Source organism: Syntrophothermus sp. (assembly GCF_013314835.1).
GTDB lineage: Bacteria > Bacillota > Syntrophomonadia > Syntrophomonadales > Syntrophothermaceae > Syntrophothermus > Syntrophothermus lipocalidus.
In genome coordinates, this window is record NZ_JABUEX010000007.1 from 48,352 (window position 1) to 72,489 (window position 24,138).

Consider the following 24,138-nt stretch of genomic DNA (forward strand, 5'->3'; position numbering starts at 1 on the left):
TTCTGCTAGAAAATGCTCAGGAAGGAGGTGATGGAATTGGAGACAGGGAGCGCATCCGCATTCTTCTTGGCCTCCAAGCAGGCCCGGCTCGTTGCTGAAGGCGAGGTAAGGCCTAACAACCCGGTTCCGGCCACTGCAGAAAAGGGCAAAACCGCATTCGCCTCGTTGTTAAAACAAGCCTGTCAGAGCCACCAGGGGAAAGAAGCCTCTGATCCCGAGGGTGGTGCTTTGGGGCAGGAAACAGACAAAGGCCAGAACGCGGACCTGGCAAGCGACGGCGTGACAGCGAGCCTGGGAGCAGAAGGCGGGGTGACCCCGTTTGTGGTTGAGTTCTCGGGGGATAACGTCACTAACAAGGCCCAAGGAGCAGTCGGAAACGCTTTGGTTTTGCTGGCCAGTGGCATGGCGGTTATGCCTGAGATTGCTTCGGCGGGGTTAATCCTTTTCACAGCGCCACAGAACAGCGAGCGAGGAGATCTCTCGGGGCTGCAGGCTCCTGAGGGAGACGTGAGGGGGCCGAGTTCGTACCCGACAGTTGTTGCTTTCGATGGGGCCGGGGTTATCAACGCAGACGGTTTACCTGTTACGCCGGGCAACGGAACAGGGATTTTGCCTCCTGTTGCCGACGAAACCCCTCAGATACTTTTGGTCGAAGGGCCCCAGGTGGTTTCAGTGGACAAGGGGGGCGGGAAAGGGCGGCTTTCTGGCGACACGAATCCGCCAGTGCCGGATGGTGTTACGGTCAGCCCTCAAGCGGATACCAAAGGAACGCCCCAGATACGGGGTTTTCTAGAGTCAGCATCGCAACAACCGGTAAACGTCAAAGACCTGATTCTCGCAGAGACCTGCCGGGCTAAAGGACTGAAAGAGCCTCAACTGATGCAAGAACCGAAGACGAATACCGACAATACTATCCCGACCTTACCTTCTGACAGCATGATGCTTGCCGGTAAGCCTACGGATATTCAGGGGCTTTCTAAGGAGATTGGAGCAAAGAATCCGGTGCCGTTCGAAAAGCTGGTAGACCAGGTGGTGCGAAAACTTGACGTTTTACTAACGCCGGAACGGTCTGAGGTCGAGATGGTGCTCAAACCAGAAATTCTGGGCAAGCTCACCATCAAACTGAGTTTGGAGAACCACCAAGTGACAGCGCGTTTTATGGCAGAAAACCAGCAAGTCAAGCAGGTATTGGAAGTTAACCTCCCGCAGTTGAAGGCGGCTCTCGAAGCCGGGGGCCTGAAGCTGGACCGGGCAGAAGTCGGCCTTTATTATCAAGGAGGGCAGGATTTCCAGGGACAGTCGGGATTTCACCAGCAAAGAGCTCCGACCGCAAAGTGGGGATACGAGGGGGTAGGTGCTGGTCTGACAGTGGATGAGGTACAAGAAGAACAAATATCTCATTATCCTGGGGTTGAAGGGTCAAGCGTTGGGGTCTTGGATTACGTGGTTTAGGGGGTGAAGCGATGCCAGTTTCTGGAGTGACCAGTAGTGAAAGTTCCACTGCCATAACGAGCGCGGCGAAGTCTCAAATACTGGGCAAAGATGATTTCTTCAAGCTCTTGATTACGGAACTCAAGTACCAGGATCCCCTCGAACCCATGAAAGACAGAGAATTCATAGCCCAGATGGCCAGCTTCAGTTCGCTGGAGCAGATGTACAACATGAACACCAACCTGCAGAGCCTGTCTACAGCCTTGAACAGCTACGTTTCGACGTTGAGTAGCAACTTGTCGTGGCAAGAGGCCCTAGCCTTGCTTGGACAAGAGATCGAATTCGAGACCGCGGCAGGGACGGCTTGCGGGAGGGTCGAGTCTATAGTCTTAAAGGACGGGGTTCCCTATTTGACCGTAAACGGGGAACAGGTAAGTCTTGCCCAGGTAACTTCGGTGCACTGGAGTAGTAATTCAGACGAAGCGACAACAGCACCAGCTGGTACGGGTAGTAGCCAAGACGGGACAGAGGAGGACGAGGCCCAGTGACTTCCAGGATAATGTTTCCTGAAGCCGCAAGTCTTCCGGTAAAATCGCCGGGCAAGGCAACAGCAGCCCAGGAAAACCAGGCTTCATTTGCCGAGATATTAAATCACAAGCTGCAGTCGCCACCGCTGCGGTTTTCTAACCATGCCCAGCAGAGACTGAAGTCACGAAACATTCAGCTTACATCAGGTGAGATAGAAAAACTTGAGGCTGCGGTACAGAAAGCCCGGGAGAAAGGGGCACGGGAGTCTCTCATCCTTTTTGACAAATTAGCCCTAGTGGTAAGCGTCAAAAACAATACGGTCATAACCGCCGTCGATGGCGAGAACATGAAGGAGAACGTTTTTACGAATATCGATAGCGCGGTCATTGTTTAGGGCTGGACCTCCAAAGAGGGAGCCCTGCTGGCGCTGAACGACTGAGGCGCTACCAATTTTCAAAGGAGGTCGTTTGCATATGATGCGTTCCATGTATGCTGGGGTATCGGGTCTTCGCACCCACCAGCTGCGAATGGATGTCATAGGCAATAACATTGCCAACGTCAATACGGTTGGGTACAAGAAAAGCCGGGCCATTTTCAAAGATGCTTTTTACCAGGCTATCCGTGGTGGTTCAGCGCCGACCGGGGCCAGAGGGGGGACCAACCCGCAGGCTGTTGGCCTGGGGGTACAACTGTCGAGCGTCGACGTGATAGCAACTCCCGGCAGTGCCCAAACCACGGGTAAGAATACCGACCTCGCCATCGACGGTAACGGGTATTTTATCCTGGAAAGCGGGGGCGAGCGCTATTACACCAGGGCCGGGGCTTTTGATTTCGATGTGCTCGGCAACTACGTGGCTTCAGGCGGATTGCACGTCATGGGCTATATGCCTGCGAAGGACGACAGCGGAAACTGGGTAATAGATCCTTTGACTGGCAAGCGCCAGATAGACATTACGAGCGGCCTCGTCCCTATCGATATCTCAGCTCTCCAGAGTACTGAGCCGAAGGCTACGACCCTGATACGCTTTGCCGGGAACTTCGATTCGACCCTGGAACCCGAATACGTTTGGGACGAAACCTCGAGTAGCTTTGTCGACAATCCCGACGGGGCCGATTCCAAGATTACTTCTAAGGAATTCTACGACACCCTGGGAAATAAAAGGGTCCAGTACTTCAAGTTTGAGAAAATCATGGAGAGAGACCAGGTGGACATCGGCGGGGAGCAGATGAACGGGAGCATATGGCGGGTCCGTGCAAGCTCCGATCCAGACTGTCCCAATCCGACTGCCAGTGACTCCAAGAGTGAAGACTATTACCTGTTTTTCGACGAGAAAGGAAAGCTGATACGGGCAAAACACGATAACGGCACGACCGGGGCAAGCTCTTCGGACTGGCAAGAACCGGACGTTACGGCTATGACGTTCGCTGCAACCGATGATCCAAGCAGTCAAAGTATCACTATTCATTATGTAAACAATGGAGTACCGACTCAACAGCCCATTACCTTGAATTTATCATACCTTACCCAGTACAACGCGACTTTTACCGGTTGGGCCGAGTATCAGGATGGTTACACCAAGGGTGATTTAAGAAGCATAACCATCGACCAGAACGGGGTTATCCTAGGGGTTTACTCCAACGGCATCACAGACAACCTGGCCAGAGTAGCCTTGGCCGTTTTTCAGAACCCGGCGGGCCTCTTGGCTAAGGGCGGCAATTTGTTCCAGGTATCCAACAACTCTGGCGACCCCAAGGTTGGAGCCCCCGGCGAGGAAGCTATGGGGGCCATACTCCCGGGTTCTTTAGAGATGTCCAATGTCGACCTCTCAGAAGAGTTCACCGACATGATAGTTACCCAGAGGGGTTTTCAAGCCAATTCCCGAATCATAACTACTTCTGATGAAATGCTGCAGGAACTGGTGAACCTCAAGCGGTAGGATATGACTCGGAGGCGGCGGGCTGGCGCCCGCCGGCTCTGAGTTACCTGCAAGGCTACAACGGGGAAGGGGAGAGAGTCATGCTGAGGCTAACCCGTTTGAATGGAGAGAAGATCATTTTAAATCCGGAGATGGTGGAATACCTTGAGGAGACCCCTGATACGGTAATTACCTTGACTACGGGTAAAAAGTTGGTTGTGCGTGAATCTATATCCAGAATTAGCGAAGAAATGATACGATATAAAAGGAGAATATTCGCCAACCTGAAGCTTTGAGCGACATTTACCAGACGTCATTATTCAAAATCATTGTAACCGGGGAGGTCAGAGGCGGGTGGCTGAGGAAAAGAACAACGGCGACAGCAAAGAAAAGAGTTCTAAGTCACGACTTGATCTGCAGATAATCGTGGTAGGTTTGGTAGTATTCCTGATGTGCATGGGCGGGGCTTACTTTATGATCCGCAGTCTTTTGGCTCCGCTGTTGCCCCAGGAAGAGGAGAAAAAGTCATCGTCTGGAGAGGTAGTGCTGGTACAAGCAGGAGAGTTTACCACCAACATTTACGACATAAACGGAACTCGCTACTTGAAAGCCGAGGTGTATCTCCAGGTCCCCGATAAGAAGGTGGAGAAAGAGTTAGAAACGGTGATGCCGGTAGTAAAAGACGAAATACTTTCGATCCTTTCCTCTCAGACAGTGGCAGATCTAGACGTGCGAAACCGGGATAACCTGCGCAAGACGATTAAGGAGCGCTTGAACCGCAAATTGGGCGGGGAAAAGGTCACAGGAGTCTACTTTACCAGTTTCATTGTTCAATGAGGTTGGAACCGGGGCTGGGAGTATCTCGTACTAAGCGGAGGGAGATTTGGTGAGCGATATTCTTTCTCAGGAGGAGATAGACGCTTTGCTGGCTGCTCTCAGCCGGGGTGAGGTTGATGCTGATTCGCTTCGGCAGGAGCAAACGAAGAAAAAGATCCGGCTCTACGATTTCAGGCGGCCTAACAAGTTCTCCAAAGACCAGCTTCACACTCTGCAGGTGATATTCGAAAACTATTCGCGCTCGGTTAGCACCTACTTGTCGGCACAATTGCGGGCTGCTGTACAGATCGACGTGCTTTCGGTCGAGCAATTGACGTACGATGAATTCATGCGCTCACTGCCCAACCCGACTATCATGTGTGTTTTTTCGCTTCCACCTCTGGAGGGCAGCGCGATAATGGAGATAAACCCTAATCTAGGTTTTGCTATGCTGGACCGGATTCTTGGAGGTCCAGGTTTGCCGCCAGAGCGTATTCGCCCTTTAACTGAAATAGAAATAACACTGATTGAGAGATTGGCCCAGAGGATGTTGAGTTACCTGGAAGAACCGTGGAGCGGGATTATTGAGCTGCAGCCGGTGATGGACCGGATCGAGTCTAATCCTCAATTCACCCAGATCGTGTCTCCGAGTGAAATGGTGGTTATAATCTCTTTGGAATCCAAGATCGGCGATGTACTCAGCCTCATTAACATCTGTATTCCTTTTTTGGTGTTGGAAAGCATTACGGGGAAGCTGAACGTCAACTACTATTACTCATCTAGCGTTAAAGAGCGGTCTAAAGATAGCGCGTTGGTGCTAAAGAACCGCATCGAGAACGCTATGGTTCCGGTCAAGATACTGATCGGGAGCACGGTCATAACGGTGAGAGAACTGTTAGAACTGGCTCCGGGGGATGTAATCCCATTGGAACGGCGGTTAGACGAGGACTTTGAAGTGGTAATTGGGCAGAAACCCAAGTTTCGTGGCAAACCGGGGGTAGTAGGGAACCGATTAGCTCTCAAGATTACGGAAATTGTAAGCGAGGTGGATGATGATGCCTGATGGGATACTCTCGCAGGAAGAAATAGACGCTCTCTTGCGTGGAGAGGTTGCTTTTCATGAAGAAAAAAGACCAGATGCCACGCTGACAGACACTGAAAGAGATGTTCTTGGCGAAATCGGCAACATCTCGATGGGGACTGCTGCGACTACGCTTTCTACCTTGTTGCGCCGTAAGGTCAGTATTACTACACCTCAGGTCAAGCTGACAACCAGGCAGCAACTCCAGACCGACTATCCTTTGCCTTACCTGCTCATCGAGGTGGAGTACACGGACGGGCTTTCGGGAAGCAATATCCTGGTGGTAAAAAAAGAGGACGCTGCTGTAATCGCAGATTTAATGATGGGAGGAGACGGTAGCGGTCGGGGACAAGACTTAGGAGAAATTGAACTGAGTGCGGTTAGTGAGGCTATGAACCAGATGATGGGCTCGGCCACCACGAGTTTGTCTTCCATGTTTGACCGGCGGATTGAGATAGCCCCGCCCCGGCTTACCCTAGTGGATTTGGGGAAAGAAAACATTGACGCCAAGCTAGGCCAGGAATATCAAGACATTGTACAGATACTCTTCCGCATGGAAATAGAAGGGTTGGTTGACAGCGAGATAATGCAGATTATGCCCTTAGAGGCGGCGAAGAGCATGGTTTCGACCTTGATGGGGGGTGTTCCCGAAACGAGCGATGCCGTGGCGGCAAGCCAGCCTTTGTACGAAGGCGTAACCGGCTCCCCAACCGGTACCCCCGCGAGGGATAAAGCAGAGGAAATACCTATAGTTTCGCCCCCTCCTCCTCTTTCTATGCCGTCGGTTAACGGCGGGGCGTTGTATGAACAGCCATTCGCCCAGACGGTTGCCGGGGGAGCGGGGGTAAAGAAGAGCGAGATAGCAGTGCAACCGGTGCAGTTCGCTCCCTTAACCCCCGAGGTGCGCTATGTTGAACCACAAAACATCAGCCTAATAATGGACGTGCCTTTGAACGTTTCAGTTGAACTGGGACGGACCCGCAAGACCATTAAGGAAATACTGGACCTGGGACCAGGGTCCATAGTTCAGCTCGAAAAATTGGCCGGAGAACCGGTCGATATTCTGGTTAATGGAAAGCTCATTGCTAAAGGAGAGGTGGTAGTCATCGACGAAAACTACGGGGTTAGGGTGACCGCGATAATCAGTCCTATGGACAGAGTCAGTAAACTTCAGTAGTCTGGGGAGGTTGACCTGATGGCTAAGACGGTATTGGTGGTAGATGATGCGGCTTTTATGCGGATGATGATAAAGGATATTTTGACCAAAAACGGTTATGCGGTGGTAGGTGAAGCGGAAAACGGCTTGGTGGCCTTGGAGAAGTACAAGGAACTTAACCCCGATCTGGTAACCATGGATATAACGATGCCGGAAATGGACGGTATTACGGCGGTCAGGGAGATAAGGAAGATAGATCCAGGAGCCAAGATCATAATGTGCAGCGCCATGGGGCAACAAGCCATGGTCATCGACGCAATTCAAGCCGGAGCCAGGGATTTTGTGGTAAAACCGTTTCAACCCGAAAGGGTAGTAGAAGCAATAAGCAAGGCAATAGGTTGAGCGGGAAGTGGTAAGGTGTTTGGGTTTTCTCGGCGACATCGCTGGATGCTCGCCTTCATGTTACTGGTTGTTTTCTTGAGTTTTTGTTCCCAGACAGGAAGAGCGCTGGGGGCTGATATTGAGAAGCAGAAGCTAGACCTCAAGTACGAGGAGCCGAAAGCTGAACCCGGTACCGGTATGGCTGGAGCTATGGTTCGCTTGATACTGAGCTTGGCAGTCATCGTCGGTAGTGCCTGGCTGGTTATCCGTTTGATGGGCAAGCAGATGACACGCCGAATGCAGGGCGAGTGGATACAGGTGCTAGACGAGGTTATGATCGGCCCCAATCGCGGCATTATGTTGTGTGAAGTGGGGGGGAAAGTTTTTGCCGTGGGGGTTACGGATCACCAGGTGGCAACCCTCTTTGAAGTGACCGATGAAGCCTTGATAGAAGATATGATAAAGAAAGCTGAGGAAAGAAAGGTAACCCAGTCGTCAGTACCGGCTAGTCTTCTTTGGGAACGGGCACAAAAGGCTCTGAATATTGGTAAGGGCAGGAACTCCAAAGGACGGGAACGGTATTTTCATTCTCTGATGCAGGAGGAGTTGCGGAATCTGGAACGACTCCGGTCCGGCCGGGATAGGGCTCAAGACACCTCAGGGAGAGGTGACGACAATGAATAAAGTCGCCAGGGTAGTGGCTGTCGGCTTTGTGCTTGCGGCCTTCTTAATTATGGCTGTCGTATGCTTGACCGGTGAGGCTCAAGCCCAACAGTTCCAGATTCCTCAGGTCAGCATCAATATCGGCGGTGAATCCCAGGGAGAAAACGGGGTTTCTCAAGCTTTGCAGATATTGGCTTTGCTTACTATCTTGTCGCTGGCGCCGGCGATATTAATACTGCTTACCTCGTTTACCAGGATAATCGTGGTGTTGTCTTTTGTGAGAAGTGCTCTGGCCACCCAGCAGATGCCGCCAAATCAGATTCTTGTAGGTTTGGCTTTGTTTTTGACGTTTTTCGTAATGGCTCCGACCTGGAAAGAAGTCAACGAAAAGGCTTTGCAGCCTTATTTCCAGGGAGAAATAACCCAGGACCAGGCGTTCACTCGGGGTATGGCGCCCCTGAGAACTTTTATGTTCAAACAAACTCGGGAAAAGGACTTGGCGTTGTTCGTGAAAATGGCGAAAATCCAGCGTCCTCGCACTTACGGGGATGTTCCTAACTACGTGCTTATTCCGGCTTTTGTTATCAGTGAATTAAAGACCGCGTTTGAGATCGGGTTTATCATCTTTGTTCCTTTTTTGGTTATCGACATGGTGGTTTCCAGCGCCCTCATGTCCATGGGAATGTTGATGCTTCCACCTATGATGATATCGCTCCCTTTCAAGATATTGCTGTTTGTCTTGGTAGACGGGTGGAACTTGGTTGTCAACTCGCTCATTATGAGCTTTCGATGATCCGGCGTCTTGTCCAAGACGGAAGGACATAGATTGGAAGGTGGTTCGAAACAGCACAGCCCTGCTGGTTGGGGGAGGAGAAAAGCGGTGTATCAAGACGTAGTGTTAGGCCTGGCTAAAGAAGCGGTGTACGCTACCCTGTTGGTTGCGGCTCCTATTTTGCTTGGGAGCCTGTTGATCGGCTTGGTAATAAGCATTTTACAGGCAACTACCCAGATTCAAGAACAGACTCTAACCTTTGTTCCAAAAATCATAGTTGTACTGGTGGTTATCATAGTTTTTGGTCCTTGGATGCTCAATACGATGGTTGCCTTTGCCAATAACCTTTTGGTTAATATACCTCAGTTTATCGACTTGCGGTGATGGAGGCGGGGTGTGAGGCCTGGTGCCGTTAGAGATTGACAAGTTTCTCTTGGTTTTTGCGCGTGTTTCGGGCTTGTTCTTGTCCGCACCTGTTTACTCCAGCCGGCAAATACCGGTTCAGATCAAAGTGTTTTTGGGGCTTTTACTGGCCGCGATAATAACTTATGTGAGGCCGATGTCGACCCGAGTAGAGCTCGATAACACCGGTATTTTTTTGGTCGCTTTGGCAGTAGAGGTATTCACCGGTTATGCTTTAGGATTGGCAGGATATGTTTTGTTTGCGGCTGTTCAGCTTGCCGGACAGTTGGTAGATATGCAGATGGGTTTCGGCATTGTCAATGTGATGGATCCCCAATCCGGGATGCAAGTTCCCTTAGTGGGAAGTTTTTATTATCTGTTAGCTATTCTGGTGTTTTTGGGAATAGACGGGCATCATCAGCTTCTGTCAGCAGTTTATCACAGCTATGATGTTATCCCGATTTTGGGAGCCAAGTTTCAGCCGGGGTTTACCGCTTTTTTGGTTAAGCTGGGGGGATATATGTTCGTACTAGGGGTGAAAATTGCCGCTCCAGTAGTAGCTGCCCTGTTAGTAGCGGATACGGCTCTGGGCTTTATGGCCCGAACGGTACCCCAGATGAACATCTTTTTGGTGGGCATGCCTTTAAAGATACTGGGGGGAATTGTCATGTTGCTCTTGGTCATCCCAGTCTACGTGTGGTTGTTGCAGGTACTCTTTGCCCAGTTTTTTGACTGCCTGGATCAGGCCTTGTACTTTTTGGCCAGGTGATAAGTCGATGGAAACAAGCGGTGTTTGGATACTAGATCTGCAGCTGTTTGCCGAAGGAGGCGAAAAAACCGAGAAAGCGACTCCGCGACGGCGGCAAGAGAGTCGGAGAAAAGGCCAGGTTTTCCGGAGCGTGGACCTTAACTCTGCCGTCATATTGCTTGTGGGATTCGCGGTGCTGCATTTTACAACCCCCTATATGTTAACCGGGATACAGGGATTTTTCAGCCGGTATTTATCAGATAGGGCTCTGACTCAATTGACTCCGGCAACGTTTCACGTAATGTTACTGGATGCCATCCTGCTAATGGCTAAGATATCCCTTCCTGTAATAGGAGCGGTCTTGGTGGCTGGATTACTCGTCAATCTCTTGCAAGTAGGGTTTGTTTTTGCTGGGGAACCGTTATCTATAAAACCAGAACGCGTTAACCCGGTCGAGGGGTTTAAAAGGATATTTTCGCTGCGTGCCCTGATCGAGCTGGTCAAATCAGTGGCCAAAGTTGTCCTAACAGCTTGGGTGGTTTACTCGGTCTTGAAAAAGAACCTGTACCTTTTTCCCCGTTTTGTAGATATGGAGCCTGTAAGCATGGTGATGTCTTTAGGTGACATCATTTTCGAGATGGCTATGAAAATCGGGGTTGTTTTACTGGTGGTGGGTTCACTAGATTATTTGTACCAGTGGTGGGAGCACGAGAAATCGCTGCGGATGAGTAAGGAGGAACTGAAACAGGAATACAAACAAACGGAAGGCGACCCCCAGATAAGGAGCAAGCAGAGGCAAAAACAGCGCGAAATGGCTATGCGCCGCATGATGGCCGAGGTACCCAAAGCCGATGTTGTAATAACCAACCCAACCCATTTTGCTGTGGCCTTGAAATACGAAGCGGAAGCGATGACAGCTCCAGTGGTAACGGCTAAAGGGCAGGACTTTCTGGCTTTGCGCATAAGAGAAGTAGCTATGGAGCACCAAGTGGCCTTAGTAGAAAACCCATTTTTGGCTCGAACTATCTATTACTCAACCGAGATCGGAGATCCGATCCCAGAAACTCTTTATCAGGCCGTAGCCGAGGTACTCGCTTTCGTATACCGCCAGAAACGTAATCTCGGGTGAGGTTTTCTTAGCCACTGATGGGCACAGATGGACACGGATTGGCACAGATGTTTATTAGACGCTGACTTACGCAGACCTTTATGACTCTCATCCGAGTCACCACTAGAGAGTGAAAACTTCGGTTTCTTTAATGGTAACCTAGAAAATCTTCAAACTAGGGAAAATCGGTGTTCATCTGCCCGGCAGTCAGCTGGCTAAAATTGTAACATGCTATTGGGTCTCGAAAACGCTAGCCGCTAATAATTAAAGACTTGAGCTGAGTGCCGGGTCTGTGGGCATCTGCGGCTCGTTTTCGGGGCATATTGTTCAGAATAATTATGATCAATCTTGTGATTGAATGGCCCTTTTTTCACCCTGTAATAGTGACGCCTCCGGGTGTCAAGAGTGTCTATGTCCAGGCAGGTTCATCCGTGTTAATCAGTGAAAATCTGTGTTAATCTGTGGCCCGTTTTCTGACAAGGACATGGAGGAGGGTAGGGAGATTGTTAGGTAAATTGCTCAATAACAGCGACATATTGCTATCGGTCGGGCTGATCATAATAGTTATGATGATGATCCTTCCTATGCCTTACTACCTCCTGGACATCTTTCTAACCTTCAATATCGCTTTTTCTCTTATCATCCTCATGGTGTGTATGTTCACTTTACGTCCCTTGGACTTTTCGGTATTTCCTTCGATTTTGTTGATAATGACCTTGTTCAGGCTTTCCCTCAACATTTCTTCGACTCGGCTGATACTTTTAGATGCATTCGCCGGCAATGTCATCCAGCGGTTTGGGGACTTTGTGGTCCGCGGGGATATGGTAGTAGGTCTTGTGATATTTTTAATCTTGGTTGTTATCCAGTTCATCGTTATTACCAGAGGAGCTGAACGGGTGTCTGAAGTAGCGGCTAGATTCACGTTGGACGCCATGCCGGGCAAACAGATGGCTATAGATGCTGATTTAAACGCCGGATTGATAAATGAGAACGAGGCTAGGGAACGGAGAAAAGAGATTCAGAGGGAAGCCGACTTTTACGGGGCTATGGATGGAGCCAGCAAGTTTGTAAAAGGGGATGCGATTGCCGCTATCGTTATCCTGATGATAAACATCGTGGGTGGCTTGATTATTGGGATGGCACGGATGGGCATGTCTATCAACCAAGCGGCTAAGACCTACACAATCCTTACTGTGGGCGACGGTCTGGTGACCCAGATACCGGCTTTGCTTCTATCCACGGCTACCGGTATTGTGGTAACTAGAAGCGCTTCACAAGCTAACCTGGGCGAGGAGTTGACCAAGCAGCTGCTGGCACATTACAAAGCTCTGGGAATTGCGGCGGCAGTTCTGGTTGTTTTGGGATTTCTAGGCCTTCCTAAAGGGCCTATGTTTTTCATGGCCGCTGTGTTCGGTGCTCTCTTTTATACCCTGCGTAGGAGCACACCGGAGAACGTAGAACCGCAAATACCGGCTGAAGCAGAAGAAGCGGCTAAAATAAGGAAGCCAGAAAACGTTGTGGAGCTGCTGCAGGTAGAGAAAATGGAGATGGAACTCGGCTATGCCTTGATACCGTTGGTTGATGCCGACCAGGGGGGAGATATTCTCGACCGGATTGTCATGATTCGCAGGCAGTGCGCAACCGAACTCGGATTCATAGTACCCCCGATCCGCATTCGGGATAACATGCAGCTGAAGCCGAACGCTTACAGCATCAAGATCAAGGGAATGGAGATTGCCGCGGGAGAACTAATGTTAGACAGTTATTTGGTTTTAGGGCCAGGCATAGAAGAGGACAAAGACATCAAAGGGGTACTGACCACGGAGCCTGCATTCAATTTGCCTGCCAAATGGATAGATTCATCCGAACGAGAAATAGCGGAGTTGAAAGGCTTTACCGTTGTAGACCCGCCTTCAGTTTTGGCAACTCACTTGACCCAGGTTATTAAGGAGCACGCGCACGAGCTACTGGGACGGCAAGAGGTACAGAACATACTCAATTACATAAAAGAGCAAAACCCGGCAGTAGTGAACGAACTTATTCCGGATCTTCTGTCGTTGGGTGACGTACAGAAGGTGTTGAAGAACCTGTTACGGGAACAGGTGTCGATCCGGGATGTAGTTTCCATTCTTGAAGCCTTGGCTGACTATGCAAGGGTAACGCGAGACACGGATGTTTTGACCGAATATGTTCGGCAGGCTTTGCGCAGGCATATTACAAAACAGTACGTGGATGACAAGGGCAAGTTAGTGGTTCTGACGATTGAGCCTGGTTTGGAGGAAAAACTGAGAGAATCAGTTCAGCAAAGCGAGTTTGGTTCTTATCTGGTGTTAGAACCGGATATGGCGCAGAAGCTGGTAAATGAGATACGGAAACACAGTGAACACTTGGCACGAAAGGGAAGCATACCTATGCTTCTTGTAGCACCGATCTTGCGTATCTATTTTAAGCGGTTTATAGAAAGGTTTGTTCCTAATCTGGTTCTGTTATCGTACAATGAAATCGAACCTGGGATTGAACTGGAAGTAGCAGGGATGGTGTCGGTATGAAGATCCGAAGGTATGTGGCCGATAGTCTCCAGGAAGCGGTGAAACAAGCCCGGCTTGAGCTGGGGCGAGATGCCATGATAATCCATACTCGTAAGTTTAAGCAGGGCGGTTTTTTTGGTCTTTTCGCTCGGCCCCGGATCGAGATCACGGTAGCCCTGGATGAAGAAGTTGCCCAAGCCGCAAGCCACGATACACCTAGGGCGGAATCGAAGCCGGTACCGATGGTTTCGGAAGACAATTTTGTTGCCGTTAACAAGGAACTACCAGAAAAGGCTGACGAGCTTCTTGAAGAGCTACGGGAAATGAAACAGATGATGGCTGATCTCAACCATAAACTGGAGGAAAAGGATAAGCTAAAGGGGATGCCGCGATCGGTACAGTCACTTTATAAAGCTCTGGTCAATAACCAGGTCAATGAGAAACTGGCCTTTCGAATTGCGCAATCGGTGAAGCAGAGGATTGAGACCGAGGAAGGTCATCATGACGAGGACATGATGGGGGTATGTACTGAGGTACTGGGGTCCATGTTTAAGAAGCCTAAGCCTATAGAGTTTAACCGAGGCAGGCCCAGAGTAGTAGCGATGATCGGTCCGACCGGCGTTGGCAAAACCACAACTATAGCTAAACTGGCCGCTAATTTTGCCCTATTAGAAAGGAAAAGGGTAGGCTTGGTCACTATCGATACCTATCGTATTGCTGCGGTAGAGCAGCTCAAAACTTACGCCGAAATCATAGGGGTTCCACTAGAGGTGGTTTTTCACCCAGAAGGATTAGAAACGGCTTTGGCCAAACATAAAGACAAAGATGTCATTTTCATTGACACCGCCGGGAGAAGCCCTAGAAACGAGCCTCATATTAACGAATTGGCCGAATTTCTCAGGGTAGCTGAACCAGACGAAATCCTGCTGGTTTTGAGTACCAATACCCCTACCCTGGATCTTTTGGAGATTTACCAGAGATTTAACGTGGTTAGAATCGATAAACTCGTGTTCACCAAAGTAGATGAGTGTGAACGTTTCGGGCAGATATTGAATGTGGCTTACAAAACGAAAACGGGGCTCGCTTACATCACTAACGGACAAAACGTACCGGATGACATAATGGTTCCAGACCCCAGCTACTTGGCGAAGATGATACTGGGAGAGGTATCGGTTTGATGAAAGACCAAGCCGAAAGACTCAGGCTTATGGCCAAGAGCCTTAAAACCAGGATTGAAAATGATTTGGTCCGCGGTATGAAGCATACCCGGGTTGTGGTGGTGACCAGCGGCAAGGGAGGAGTGGGGAAAACCAACCTGGCACTGAACTTGGCACTGGCCTTAGCCGAATCGGGACTCAGAATCGTTTTACTCGACGCGGACATGGGCTTGGCTAATGTCGATATCATCTTGGGGTTAGCTCCCAAGTACAACTTGTACCACGTTATCCGTGGAGAAAAGGGCATAAAAGAGATTATCCTGCACGGTCCATGCGGGCTCGAGATAATTCCGGGGGGATCAGGTATTCAGGAACTGGCTAATCTCCCTGAAGAAGCTTTGCAGGCAGTGATAAGAGACCTGGGGAGATTGGATGGAGAGTACGATCTGATGATTATCGATACCGGAGCGGGGATTTCCAACAGTGTTCTGAGTTATGTTACTGCTGCTGATGACATCGTGGTTGTCACCACTCCGGAGCCGACTTCACTTACCGACGCGTATGGTATTATCAAGGCTGCTTCAAATCGCCGAGCTCGCGGCGCGGTTTATATCGTGGTCAATCGGGTGGAAACGGAAACAGAGGGTATTCTGGTTGCTCAAAAACTCATCAGCGTAGGAGAAAGGTTTTTGGGGGTAGAAATGAAGTTATTGGGATGTTTGGTCGAAGACCGGGCGGTAGAGGTGGCGGTTAAGAATCAGCAGCCGTTTCTCGTTTCCCACCCTAACAGTCAGGTGAGTCGAAATGTAAGGGATATCGCGCGCAAGCTGCATGACAAAAGTGACGGGGACAAGGTTTCAGTAAAGGCTTCTGGACTCCGGAGTTTCTTCCGTAACTTGACTTCTTTTCTCAGGTAAGATGCAAGGAGGAAAGGAATTGGATTCCAGAGATTTAAGGATTAACCAGTTGGTAGAAATTGAAACTGACATGCCAGCTTATAAAGGGGTTTATCCAAGCCGGGTAGAAGAGGTAGTTGAAGAAGGGGTTTGTCTGGCAGTTCCTATAAAACACGGGGCACTCATTCCCCTGAGGATTGGGGATGTAGTGAGGGTCTACTTCATGCAAGACCAGGAGGTGTATTGCCTTAAAACAGACATTATCGCTCGTAGACAAAACCGGGTTCCGGTAGTGGTTTTGGCCCATTCCCAGGACGTGGAAAAAGTACAACGTCGGAACTGGGTAAGGATCGAGATAGGTTTGCCTGTAACTTTTTATTTTTCTGATGGCCAGTTCGAGAAAGTGGAAGAGGGGCGAACTTTAAATCTCAGTGGGGGCGGCGTACTGTTCGTTACCCGGGCAGACTGGTTGAGGATAGGAAGCCGAATACGTATAAGGCTGGAGTTGCCAGAAAGGGAGCCGTTTATTAGCCCGGCTATCGTGCGCAGGATAGTGCCACCGGAAGAAAAAGAGAGCAGAGGATACCGAGTAGCATGCGAATTCGTGGACATAAAAGAAGGACAGAGAGACGCTCTGGTGAAGTTCATTTTTGAAGTACAGAGAGAACGCCTCAAGAAAGGCCTTTATTAGGCAAGAGGGGTGAACATCGCATGAAGAAGATTAAAGTACTGGTAGTTGATGACTCGGCTTTTATGAGAAAAGTCATAAGCGACATCATCAATAGCCAGAACGATATGCAGGTTGTCGGCGTTGCCCGCAATGGAGAGGAGGCCCTGCAAAAAGCTCAAGAATTGGGCCCCGATGTTGTCACCTTGGATGTCGAGATGCCGGTTATGGATGGTATTACGGCTCTGAAAAAAATCATGGAAACTGACCCGGTACCGGTAGTCATGCTCAGCAGTCTGACCCAAAATGGAGCCGAAATGACCATGAAAGCTTTGCAGTTAGGGGCTGTAGACTTTGTGCCGAAGCCTTCGGGTACTATTTCCCTCGATATCGCCAAAGTGAGCGAAGACATTGTGCGTAAGGTCAGGATAGCGGCTTTGGCCCGGCCTCAGATACGGAGGTTATTTTCGGGGGCGGGCAGTTTGGGTTCGGTCGCAAGACCGGTAAGTCCGGGGATACCTCTTTCCAGGCCTGTTGGCGGTCGTCTTGAAAAACTGGTGTTGATCGGCACATCGACCGGGGGACCAAAAGCTTTGCACGAGGTTATTCCCCGCCTGCCGGGTGATCTTGAAGCAGGGGTATTAATTGTTCAGCACATGCCACCGGGATTCACCGCCTCCTTGGCAGCAAGACTTGACGGGATATCGGGCCTTAGAGTTAAGGAAGCCGAGCATGGAGAAGTCATTGCTCCGGGAACAGCCTACATAGCCCCTGGTGACTATCACCTGCTGGTGATGACTGATAAGGAAACCGGGCCTGGCCGGCTTTTGGTCAATCTTACTTTTGATCCCCCTGTGTCTGGTCATCGCCCTTCGGTTGACGCCATGTTCGAATCGGTGGCCAGGAGTTTCTGGGGACATATTGTGGGAGTAATAATGACCGGCATGGGCCAGGACGGAGCCAAAGGAGTGATACACCTGAAAAAGAGAGGGGCTAAGATTATAGCGGAGGATTCCTCAACCTGTATAGTCTTTGGGATGCCGAAAGCAGCGATAGAGACTGGACAGGTGGACAAGGTGGTTCCTTTGCCCGAGATTGCCCAGGAGATTCAAAGAATGTTATAGGTTCGGAGGTGGTCGTCTTATGAACATGGATATGTCTCAGTACCTGGATCTGTTTCTAGACGAGAGCAGGGAACATGTGGACAACATGAACCAAAAACTACTGGAATTGGAGAAAAAGCCGGACGATTTGAGCGTTCTCAATGAGATTTTTCGGTCGGCTCATACCTTGAAGGGTATGTCTTCTACCATGGGGTTTGACGACATGGCAGACCTCACCCATCACATGGAAAACGTCTTGGACGATTTGAAAGAAGGCGAGCTGTCAGCCGATACTTTTACGGTTGACGTTTTGTTTAGGTGTCTGGACAGGTTGCAGTTGATGCTGGATAACATCCGGGAAGGCGGGTCTGGGGGAATCAACAGTTCTGACCTGGTTGACCTGCTCGACCAGATAAGAAACCGGGAACTGGTAGAGGAAAAAGAGACGGGAGTGCAACACGCTGCAGCCATAGCGGAACCTGTGTCGCCAGAAGCGTTGGAACCAGAGCCATCCGAACCTCCTATAGTGCCGGACATGAACGAGTACGAGTTAGCGGTGATACGCGAGGCGTTTGCCCGACAGCTGAACGTGTTTTATATAAAGGTGTTGGTGGACCCAGACTGCCTAATGAAACAGGTTCGAGCCTTTATGGTTTTCAAAGCCTTGGAGGAGGATGGAGATGTCATCAAATCCGATCCACCGGCCCAGGAACTGGACGAAGGACGGTACGGGGAGGGGTTCGAGGTCATACTGGTATCGAAGGCCGAAGAAGACGATATCCGCTCTCGGTTGGAGCAGATATCGGAGATTCGCGTTGCCGACATACAGAAACTTAACGCTGGTGCATTTTACACTGCACCCCCATCCGTTAAAACGGGTCAGGTGACAACAACGGAATCATCCAAGCAGCCGACCAAAGATTCAGATATAGCTGGGGATTCTGGCCCGACTCAAGAAAGGGTCCAGAAAATCAGGCAAACCGTCCGGGTCGACATCCGGCGATTGGATAACCTGATGAATCTCGTAGGAGAACTGGTTATCAACAAAGGGCGTTTGGAGCAGATCGGTCAATCCCAGAAGATAACCGAACTGAACGAAACCATCGAGCAGATTGATCGCATCACCACTGACCTTCAAAACGAAGTTATGAAAGTCAGGATGGTACCTATCAAACAGGTGTTTAATCGTTTCCCGCGTATGGTCAGAGACCTGGCCCATGAATTGGAGAAGGAGGTCAATTTCATTCTCGAAGGGGAAGAGACTGAGCTGGATAGAACGGTAATCGATGAGATAGGCGATCCCTTAATGCACCTGCTCCGCAATGCAATCGACCATGGTTTGGAAATCCCCGAAGAACGGGTGGCGCTGGGCAAGCCCCGAATCGGCTTGGTAAAGCTTTCAGCCCGGCATGAGGGTAATAATGTTTTCATAGAAGTCATCGATGATGGTAAAGGCATAAGCGTTCAGGATATCAAAAGGAAGGCGTTAGAGAAGGGGATGATTACTCCAAAGGAATCGGAGCAGATGGACGCGGACAGTGCCATTTCGCTCTTATTCAGGCCCGGGTTCAGCACGGCAGAAAACGTGACTGACGTTTCTGGGCGCGGGGTGGGCTTAGACGTGGTAAAGAGCAAGATCGAGTCCTTAAATGGTGATATTAGCGTGGAGTTCCAGCCGGGGAAAGGAACTATCTTCCGTATAAGGCTGCCTCTGACTCTGGCTATTATTCAAGCCTTGTTGGTTGGGGTTGGAGATGAAACCTACGCCATCCCTTTGGGTTCGGTTGACGAGACTACGATGTTGAGCCGTGACGAGATAAAACTGGTCCAGAACCAAGAGGTGGTTTTGCTGCGGGGCAGTGTCTTGCCCTTGGCCCGGCTACATCAGCTGTTACAGGTACCGAAAGAACAGGGAGCTGACGATTCCGTATACGTCGTGGTGGTGAGAAAGGGAGACAAGCGTACGGGGCTGGTCTGCGACAACCTTATTGGGCAGCAAGACATCGTAATTAAGTCGTTAGGTAAGCTTCTCAGTGGTATTGGAGGGCTGGCAGGAGCCACCATCTTGGGAGACGGGCAAGTAGCTCTGATTCTGGACGTCGGTACACTTTTTTAGCAAAGGACGGTGAAGCGGGATGGAATTGTTAGCTGAAAACCAAAACGCTACCAGTACAGAAGAAATTCAGGTTGTGGTCTTCAAATTAGGACAAGAGGAGTACGCGGTCGACATCCTCTCAGTGCAAGAAATAAACAAACTGCTGCGCGTTACTCGGGTTCCGAAGGCCCCGTACTGCATCGAAGGGGTAATTAATTTACGGGGCAACGTGATTCCTCTCATTAATCTTCACAAGCGTTTCGGGCTAGGAAAGTTAGAGAAAACCGAGGAAACCCGGATAATAGTCTTCGAATATCAGGATATACGGGCCGGAATCATTGTCGATGAGGTTACAGAGGTGTCAAGACTTAAGGTTACTGACATCGAACAAGCCTCGCGGGTGTATGGTTCTCTTGATGCCGATTTTATAAGCGGAGTCGGGAAAATGGATGGGAGGCTGATCATCCTTCTGAACTTAGCAAAGCTACTGGAAATCTGAGGTCGATGTCCAAGATCCGGAAAGAAACGTTCCAGGTAATGGGAAGAGGTGATGTGCTTGATCAGTGATTTTAACCAGCTTTCGGGACTGCAATTAGACGCACTGCGAGAAGTAGGGAACATCGGGGCGGGAAACGCTGCCACAGCCTTAGCCCAGATGATAAACAGCAAGATCGAGATGACGGTACCCAGAGTGAACATTTTGCCTCTTGGAGAAGTCCCGGATTTGGCAGGGGGAGCCGACCGCTTCGTGGTTGGGGTTTATCTGGGTGTCACCGGGTCAGCCAGGGCAAGCATCTTGTTTGTAATGCCAGTAGAAAACGCTTTGCATCTGGTGGACATGTTGATGGGAAGGAATTTGGGTGTCACTCAGACCCTGGATGAGATTGAGGTTTCTGCTCTGCAGGAGGTAGGCAACATAATCGCGTCTACTTATTTAAACGCTCTGGCTATGTTTACAGGGCTCACCCTCATACCTTCGGTCCCGGCATTAGGCATGGATATGGCTGGAGCCATTCTCAATGCGGTATTGGCACAGTTCGGAGCGATAGGGGACTACGTGCTTATGCTCGAAACGGAGTTTAAAAAAGAGGGCCAAGACGTCGTTGGTCACTTTTTTGTTCTACCTGAACCGGGAGCACTGGAAATGATACTTTCTGCACTTGGGGTGAACGGATGATGGCTCAGATTATCCAAGTAGGCATGGCGGATCTCAAAGTGGCAAGAGCTCCGGATAAACTCATGAGCGCCGGTTTGGGTTCGTGCGTTGGGGTGTGTTTGTATGATAAAACGGCAAAACTGGGAGGATTAGCTCACGTGATGTTGCCGTCCGGTCTTCAGGCGAAAAACGTCGAAAACCGGGCTAAATTTGCCGATACGGCTCTTGATATGCTGGTGGATGTAATGGAGAAAGCCGGGGGTAACCGAACTCGGTTTACAGCTAAAATAGCGGGCGGGGCTCAAATGTTTCGCTTCGCGGGAGACAGTGACATTATGAGGATAGGTGAACGCAACGTTCAAGCCGTAGAGGAAAACCTCAGGAGATATGGCATCAAACTGGTGGCCAAAGACACGGGCGGGAACTTCGGCCGTACTATCGTTTTCGATACCGAAACCGGGGATTTGTTGGTGAAGACCATCGGGCACGGGGAGCGGGTTATATAGATGGCCTCGAAAGACCTTTCGGAGTTATGGTCTCAGTACAAAGATGAGGGAAATATTGAAGCCAGGGACGAATTGATTCTTCATTATGCCGGGTTAGTCAAATACATAGCCGCGCGGTTATTTCCGAATTTGTCAAGCCATCAAGTAGAGCTCGACGAACTCATATCGTATGGCATAGAAGGGCTTATCGATGCCGTCCACCGTTTTGATCCGAAACGAAAAGTGAAGTTTGAAACGTATGCTTTGGCCCGGATAAAAGGCGCAATCATCGACGGGTTAAGGGCTATGGACTGGATACCTGTGTCTTTACGGCACAAGGCCAAGGAGTTGGAGAAGGCTTATTGTTTGTTGGAACATCGCTTGGGCCGGGCGGCTACGGATGAGGAGATGGCTTGTGAACTTGGGATGTCTATACCAGAATTTCAGAATTTATTGAAAGAAGTTAATCTGGCGACGATAATATACTTAGAAGATCTTATACCCGGGGATGAAGAGGATAAGAACAAACGTATCGCCGACGTCATTAAAGACGAGCGGGCAGAAGATGGACTGGAACTCATCGAATTCGAAGAATCCAAACGATTGCTGGCTGAAGCCATTGCTTTATTGCCGGAAAAGGAAAGGACGGTCGTAACGCTGTATTATTATGAGGGACTTACTCTGAAGGAAATCGGTGAGGTGCTGGGGCTGTCTGAGTCCCGGATTTCGCAGCTACATACCAAGGCTATTCTGAGACTGAGAGGGCGGCTGGGAAAGAAAAAAAACGACGTCTTTTAGCGATACCCTCAAAGTAAAAGGGGGGAGACAGTGGCGGAATCAATTGAGGCCAAGAGTTTGTCGGTGAAGGTTCGAGTATCCCCAGATGAAATGACAGCGTATCTGATTGTAGAACCAGGACCGGAGGGAACGGTTGAGGTTGGGTATGAGCAAGTGCTAGAGCTTGTCGCTCAATCCGGGGTGGTACACGGTGTTGACCCTCTTAAGGTAAGGGAGGCTTTGAGCCCTGGAAGCTGGGGTCGGCTGGTATTGATAGCTCAGGGGACTCCTCCGGTAAACGGACAAGATGGTAGAGTGGAATACAAGTTTTCGATAGCGGAAAAGACAGGGCCCGCAGAAACGGCTAACGGCAGGGTTGATTACCGTAACCTCAACCTTATCCAAAACGTGCAGAAAGGTCAGTTGTTGGCGGTTAAGCTAGACCCAACTCCAGGAACACCCGGCATGACGGTCACGGGCAAGCCGGTTCCGGCTAAGCCCGGCAAGGCGGCGATTATCCGTCGAGGGAGAAACACGGTGCTCGACGAAACCGGACATAATCTGTATAGCACTATCGACGGTCACGTGCGGGTGGTGGAAGATAAGATCGCGGTGGAGCCGGTTTATGAGGTCGGCGGTGATGTCGATTTCGCTTCGGGTAACATAGATTTTGTCGGTGATGTGGTTATTCGAGGAGCGGTTACCAGCGGTTTTAAGGTGAGAGCGGGGGGGAATGTCGAGATCTACGGCGTTGTCGAAGCGGCTACGGTAGAAGCGGGAGGCAATATCTTGGTCCGACAGGGTATCGCGGGAGCGGACCGTGCTCTGGTCCAAGCGCAAGGCAGCGTAATGGCCCGGTACATTGAGAATGCCCGCGTTATTGCCGGCCAGGACGTTGTGGCGACCGATTCGATTATTCAGGCCCGCGTATCTGCCGGGAGAACAGTAAGGGCCGAGGGTAAGAAAGGGGCGATTGTCGGGGGACACGTTCAGGCCAGAGATGAGATATCGGCCCGGGTGATAGGGTCGTCTTTGGCTACTCAAACCGTTCTCGAGGTCGGCACCGATCCCCTGCTACGCGAAGAGTACCGGGTTTTGGCCAAAGAGTACCGGGAAAAGAAGAAGTCTCTTGAAACCATGGCCCAAAACCTTCAGGTGCTACAAAAAGGCTTATTAGCCGAGAACCTGTCGGATAAACGCCGCCTGGCTCTGCTGAAAATGCTTCAGGATTACAAGGCTTTGGCGGCTGAGGTGAGACAGATGGAGGAGCGTTACAAGGCTTTGGAAGAAGAGTTTAATCGATCACAACACGGCAGGATAAAGGTGTTCGATGTAGTGTATCCTGGCGTCCACGTCTGTATGGGCAAAGCCATGTACACGGTTAACGATCCCATTAAAAACGCTATGTTCGTTTTGGAAAGCGGGGATATTCGCCTGACTTCTGCTGTCTAGAGGCCTGCAAGGGGGGCGGTGATATGACGGTTCGTACGGTTGACCTGCAGGTGCTGATTCCGCGGTCGAGCGAAGTAGCGAGGGTACAGCATAATCAACAACAAGCCAATCAAAACCAGCAACAGGAGCTTACGGCCCAGCTACTTCAACAGACGGTACGGAATGAGAACACGATCAACCCTTCTTTGGAGGGACAGAAAGCCCTGATCCGCGAACGCGAAGAAAAGGGAAAAAAGGACAAAAAACGGCAGGCTGCGGCAGGAAAAACAGAAAATGAAGAGAATAAATTAGAACAAGGGCCATTGTGGGAAAGCCCCGGGCTTGGCGGCAGGATTGACATTAAGGCGTGAGGTGGCGTTTTTGAGTTGGTTGGTATTGATGGTGACGGCTGTCGCCTTAATTGTGACTGCGTTATACAGTGTTCTTCAACAGGATAGGTTTGTAAAGGAGTTTACCTCCGAGATGAGAGATGTGTTGGATGAAGCCGTACTGGTTAAGAAAGACCTGGAAGCGGCTATGGAGAACGCTGTACTGTTATCTCGGAATTTGGCACAGTCGCTGGACGAAAGAATAAAACGGGCTGAAATTGTGAATGGTGCCGGGAAAGAACACCACGCAGACAAAGCAAAGGCTGGGAGAACGCCTTTACCATTCAGTATCGAGGACCTCAGGCGGGCTCATCCTTATCTCGTCGTCCCGCGGTTGAAAGAACAAGGGTTGACAGTGCAGGAGATTGCGGAGGTATTAGGCCGAGGGCAAGGCGAGGTTCAGCTTATTCTCGACCTTCATCGCAGAAAAGAAGCTTGCAGCTGATAGGAGT

At 50.2% G+C, this 24,138-nt stretch carries 27 protein-coding genes; all 27 read left to right on the plus strand.

Annotated features, from left to right (window positions below; translation table 11 throughout):
• Positions 1–36: 36 nt before the first annotated feature.
• The 27 genes from HPY90_RS03905 (at position 37) to HPY90_RS04035 (ending at position 24,131) form a co-directional block, all read left to right on the plus strand.
• Positions 37–1,452, plus strand: a complete 1,416-nt coding sequence (locus HPY90_RS03905) for a flagellar hook-length control protein FliK (RefSeq protein ID WP_287191367.1) — start codon at positions 37–39, stop codon at positions 1,450–1,452.
• 11 nt (positions 1,453–1,463) lie between these two features.
• Positions 1,464–1,979, plus strand: a complete 516-nt coding sequence (locus HPY90_RS03910) for a flagellar hook capping FlgD N-terminal domain-containing protein (RefSeq protein WP_287191370.1) — start codon at positions 1,464–1,466, stop codon at positions 1,977–1,979.
• Positions 1,976–2,353, plus strand: a complete 378-nt coding sequence (locus HPY90_RS03915; RefSeq protein ID WP_013175142.1) for a TIGR02530 family flagellar biosynthesis protein — start codon at positions 1,976–1,978, stop codon at positions 2,351–2,353. Before HPY90_RS03910 ends, HPY90_RS03915 begins: the two co-directional genes overlap by 4 nt.
• Before the next feature lie 79 nt (positions 2,354–2,432).
• Positions 2,433–3,896, plus strand: a complete 1,464-nt coding sequence (locus HPY90_RS03920; RefSeq protein WP_287191374.1) for a flagellar hook protein FlgE — start codon at positions 2,433–2,435, stop codon at positions 3,894–3,896.
• 80 nt (positions 3,897–3,976) lie between these two features.
• On the plus strand, positions 3,977–4,171 hold the full coding sequence (locus tag HPY90_RS03925; protein ID WP_287191377.1) for a flagellar FlbD family protein: 195 nt from the start codon (positions 3,977–3,979) through the stop codon (positions 4,169–4,171).
• A gap of 58 nt (positions 4,172–4,229) precedes the next feature.
• Positions 4,230–4,712: a flagellar basal body-associated FliL family protein gene (locus HPY90_RS03930; protein WP_287191380.1), complete on the plus strand. Its 483-nt coding sequence runs from the start codon at positions 4,230–4,232 to the stop codon at positions 4,710–4,712.
• 49 nt (positions 4,713–4,761) lie between these two features.
• Complete coding sequence (gene fliM, locus HPY90_RS03935; RefSeq protein WP_287191384.1) at positions 4,762–5,754, plus strand: flagellar motor switch protein FliM; 993 nt, start codon at positions 4,762–4,764, stop codon at positions 5,752–5,754.
• Entirely contained in the window at positions 5,741–6,949 is a 1,209-nt protein-coding gene (fliY, locus tag HPY90_RS03940; protein ID WP_287191387.1) for a flagellar motor switch phosphatase FliY, read from the plus strand. Before fliM ends, fliY begins: the two co-directional genes overlap by 14 nt.
• A gap of 18 nt (positions 6,950–6,967) precedes the next feature.
• Positions 6,968–7,330 (plus strand): response regulator, encoded by a 363-nt coding sequence (locus tag HPY90_RS03945; RefSeq protein WP_287191390.1) that lies wholly within the window; start codon positions 6,968–6,970, stop codon positions 7,328–7,330.
• A 57-nt stretch (positions 7,331–7,387) separates the two neighbouring features.
• Complete coding sequence (locus HPY90_RS03950; protein WP_287191392.1) at positions 7,388–7,993, plus strand: FliO/MopB family protein; 606 nt, start codon at positions 7,388–7,390, stop codon at positions 7,991–7,993.
• Complete coding sequence (gene fliP, locus HPY90_RS03955; RefSeq protein WP_287191394.1) at positions 7,986–8,765, plus strand: flagellar type III secretion system pore protein FliP; 780 nt, start codon at positions 7,986–7,988, stop codon at positions 8,763–8,765. The genes HPY90_RS03950 and fliP overlap by 8 nt, the downstream gene beginning before the upstream one ends.
• 87 nt (positions 8,766–8,852) lie before the next feature.
• Positions 8,853–9,128: a flagellar biosynthesis protein FliQ gene (fliQ, locus tag HPY90_RS03960; RefSeq protein WP_013175151.1), complete on the plus strand. Its 276-nt coding sequence runs from the start codon at positions 8,853–8,855 to the stop codon at positions 9,126–9,128.
• 22 nt (positions 9,129–9,150) lie between these two features.
• Positions 9,151–9,915, plus strand: a complete 765-nt coding sequence (gene fliR / locus HPY90_RS03965) for a flagellar biosynthetic protein FliR (protein ID WP_287191398.1) — start codon at positions 9,151–9,153, stop codon at positions 9,913–9,915.
• Positions 9,916–9,922: 7 nt separating this feature from the next.
• The gene (gene flhB / locus HPY90_RS03970) at positions 9,923–11,023 is read left to right on the plus strand and encodes a flagellar biosynthesis protein FlhB (protein WP_287191401.1); all 1,101 of its coding nucleotides are present in this window, start codon (positions 9,923–9,925) and stop codon (positions 11,021–11,023) included.
• Between the two features lie 482 nt (positions 11,024–11,505).
• Complete coding sequence (flhA, locus tag HPY90_RS03975; RefSeq protein ID WP_287191403.1) at positions 11,506–13,551, plus strand: flagellar biosynthesis protein FlhA; 2,046 nt, start codon at positions 11,506–11,508, stop codon at positions 13,549–13,551.
• Entirely contained in the window at positions 13,548–14,708 is a 1,161-nt protein-coding gene (flhF, locus tag HPY90_RS03980) for a flagellar biosynthesis GTPase FlhF (RefSeq protein WP_287191406.1), read from the plus strand. The genes flhA and flhF overlap by 4 nt, the downstream gene beginning before the upstream one ends.
• The gene (locus tag HPY90_RS03985) at positions 14,708–15,604 is read left to right on the plus strand and encodes a MinD/ParA family protein (protein ID WP_287191448.1); all 897 of its coding nucleotides are present in this window, start codon (positions 14,708–14,710) and stop codon (positions 15,602–15,604) included. Before flhF ends, HPY90_RS03985 begins: the two co-directional genes overlap by 1 nt.
• 19 nt (positions 15,605–15,623) lie before the next feature.
• The gene (locus tag HPY90_RS03990) at positions 15,624–16,274 is read left to right on the plus strand and encodes a flagellar brake protein (protein WP_287191409.1); all 651 of its coding nucleotides are present in this window, start codon (positions 15,624–15,626) and stop codon (positions 16,272–16,274) included.
• 20 nt (positions 16,275–16,294) lie between these two features.
• Entirely contained in the window at positions 16,295–17,374 is a 1,080-nt protein-coding gene (locus HPY90_RS03995) for a protein-glutamate methylesterase/protein-glutamine glutaminase (protein ID WP_013175158.1), read from the plus strand.
• A gap of 19 nt (positions 17,375–17,393) precedes the next feature.
• Positions 17,394–19,469: a chemotaxis protein CheA gene (locus tag HPY90_RS04000; RefSeq protein WP_287191413.1), complete on the plus strand. Its 2,076-nt coding sequence runs from the start codon at positions 17,394–17,396 to the stop codon at positions 19,467–19,469.
• 19 nt (positions 19,470–19,488) lie between these two features.
• Positions 19,489–19,947 carry a chemotaxis protein CheW gene (locus HPY90_RS04005; protein ID WP_013175160.1) on the plus strand — a complete coding sequence of 153 codons (459 nt, stop codon included), beginning with the start codon at positions 19,489–19,491 and terminating at the stop codon, positions 19,945–19,947.
• 51 nt (positions 19,948–19,998) lie between these two features.
• The gene (locus HPY90_RS04010) at positions 19,999–20,625 is read left to right on the plus strand and encodes a chemotaxis protein CheC (RefSeq protein ID WP_287191417.1); all 627 of its coding nucleotides are present in this window, start codon (positions 19,999–20,001) and stop codon (positions 20,623–20,625) included.
• Positions 20,625–21,110, plus strand: coding sequence for a chemotaxis protein CheD (locus tag HPY90_RS04015; protein ID WP_287191451.1), 486 nt, complete (start codon positions 20,625–20,627; stop codon positions 21,108–21,110). Before HPY90_RS04010 ends, HPY90_RS04015 begins: the two co-directional genes overlap by 1 nt.
• Positions 21,111–21,887, plus strand: a complete 777-nt coding sequence (locus HPY90_RS04020) for a FliA/WhiG family RNA polymerase sigma factor (RefSeq protein WP_287191420.1) — start codon at positions 21,111–21,113, stop codon at positions 21,885–21,887. It abuts the gene before it with no gap.
• A 30-nt stretch (positions 21,888–21,917) separates the two neighbouring features.
• Positions 21,918–23,318 (plus strand): FapA family protein, encoded by a 1,401-nt coding sequence (locus HPY90_RS04025; RefSeq protein ID WP_287191422.1) that lies wholly within the window; start codon positions 21,918–21,920, stop codon positions 23,316–23,318.
• 23 nt (positions 23,319–23,341) lie between these two features.
• Positions 23,342–23,668, plus strand: coding sequence for a hypothetical protein (locus tag HPY90_RS04030; RefSeq protein ID WP_287191426.1), 327 nt, complete (start codon positions 23,342–23,344; stop codon positions 23,666–23,668).
• A gap of 10 nt (positions 23,669–23,678) precedes the next feature.
• Positions 23,679–24,131: a DUF6115 domain-containing protein gene (locus HPY90_RS04035; protein ID WP_287191430.1), complete on the plus strand. Its 453-nt coding sequence runs from the start codon at positions 23,679–23,681 to the stop codon at positions 24,129–24,131.
• Positions 24,132–24,138 lie beyond the last annotated feature (7 nt).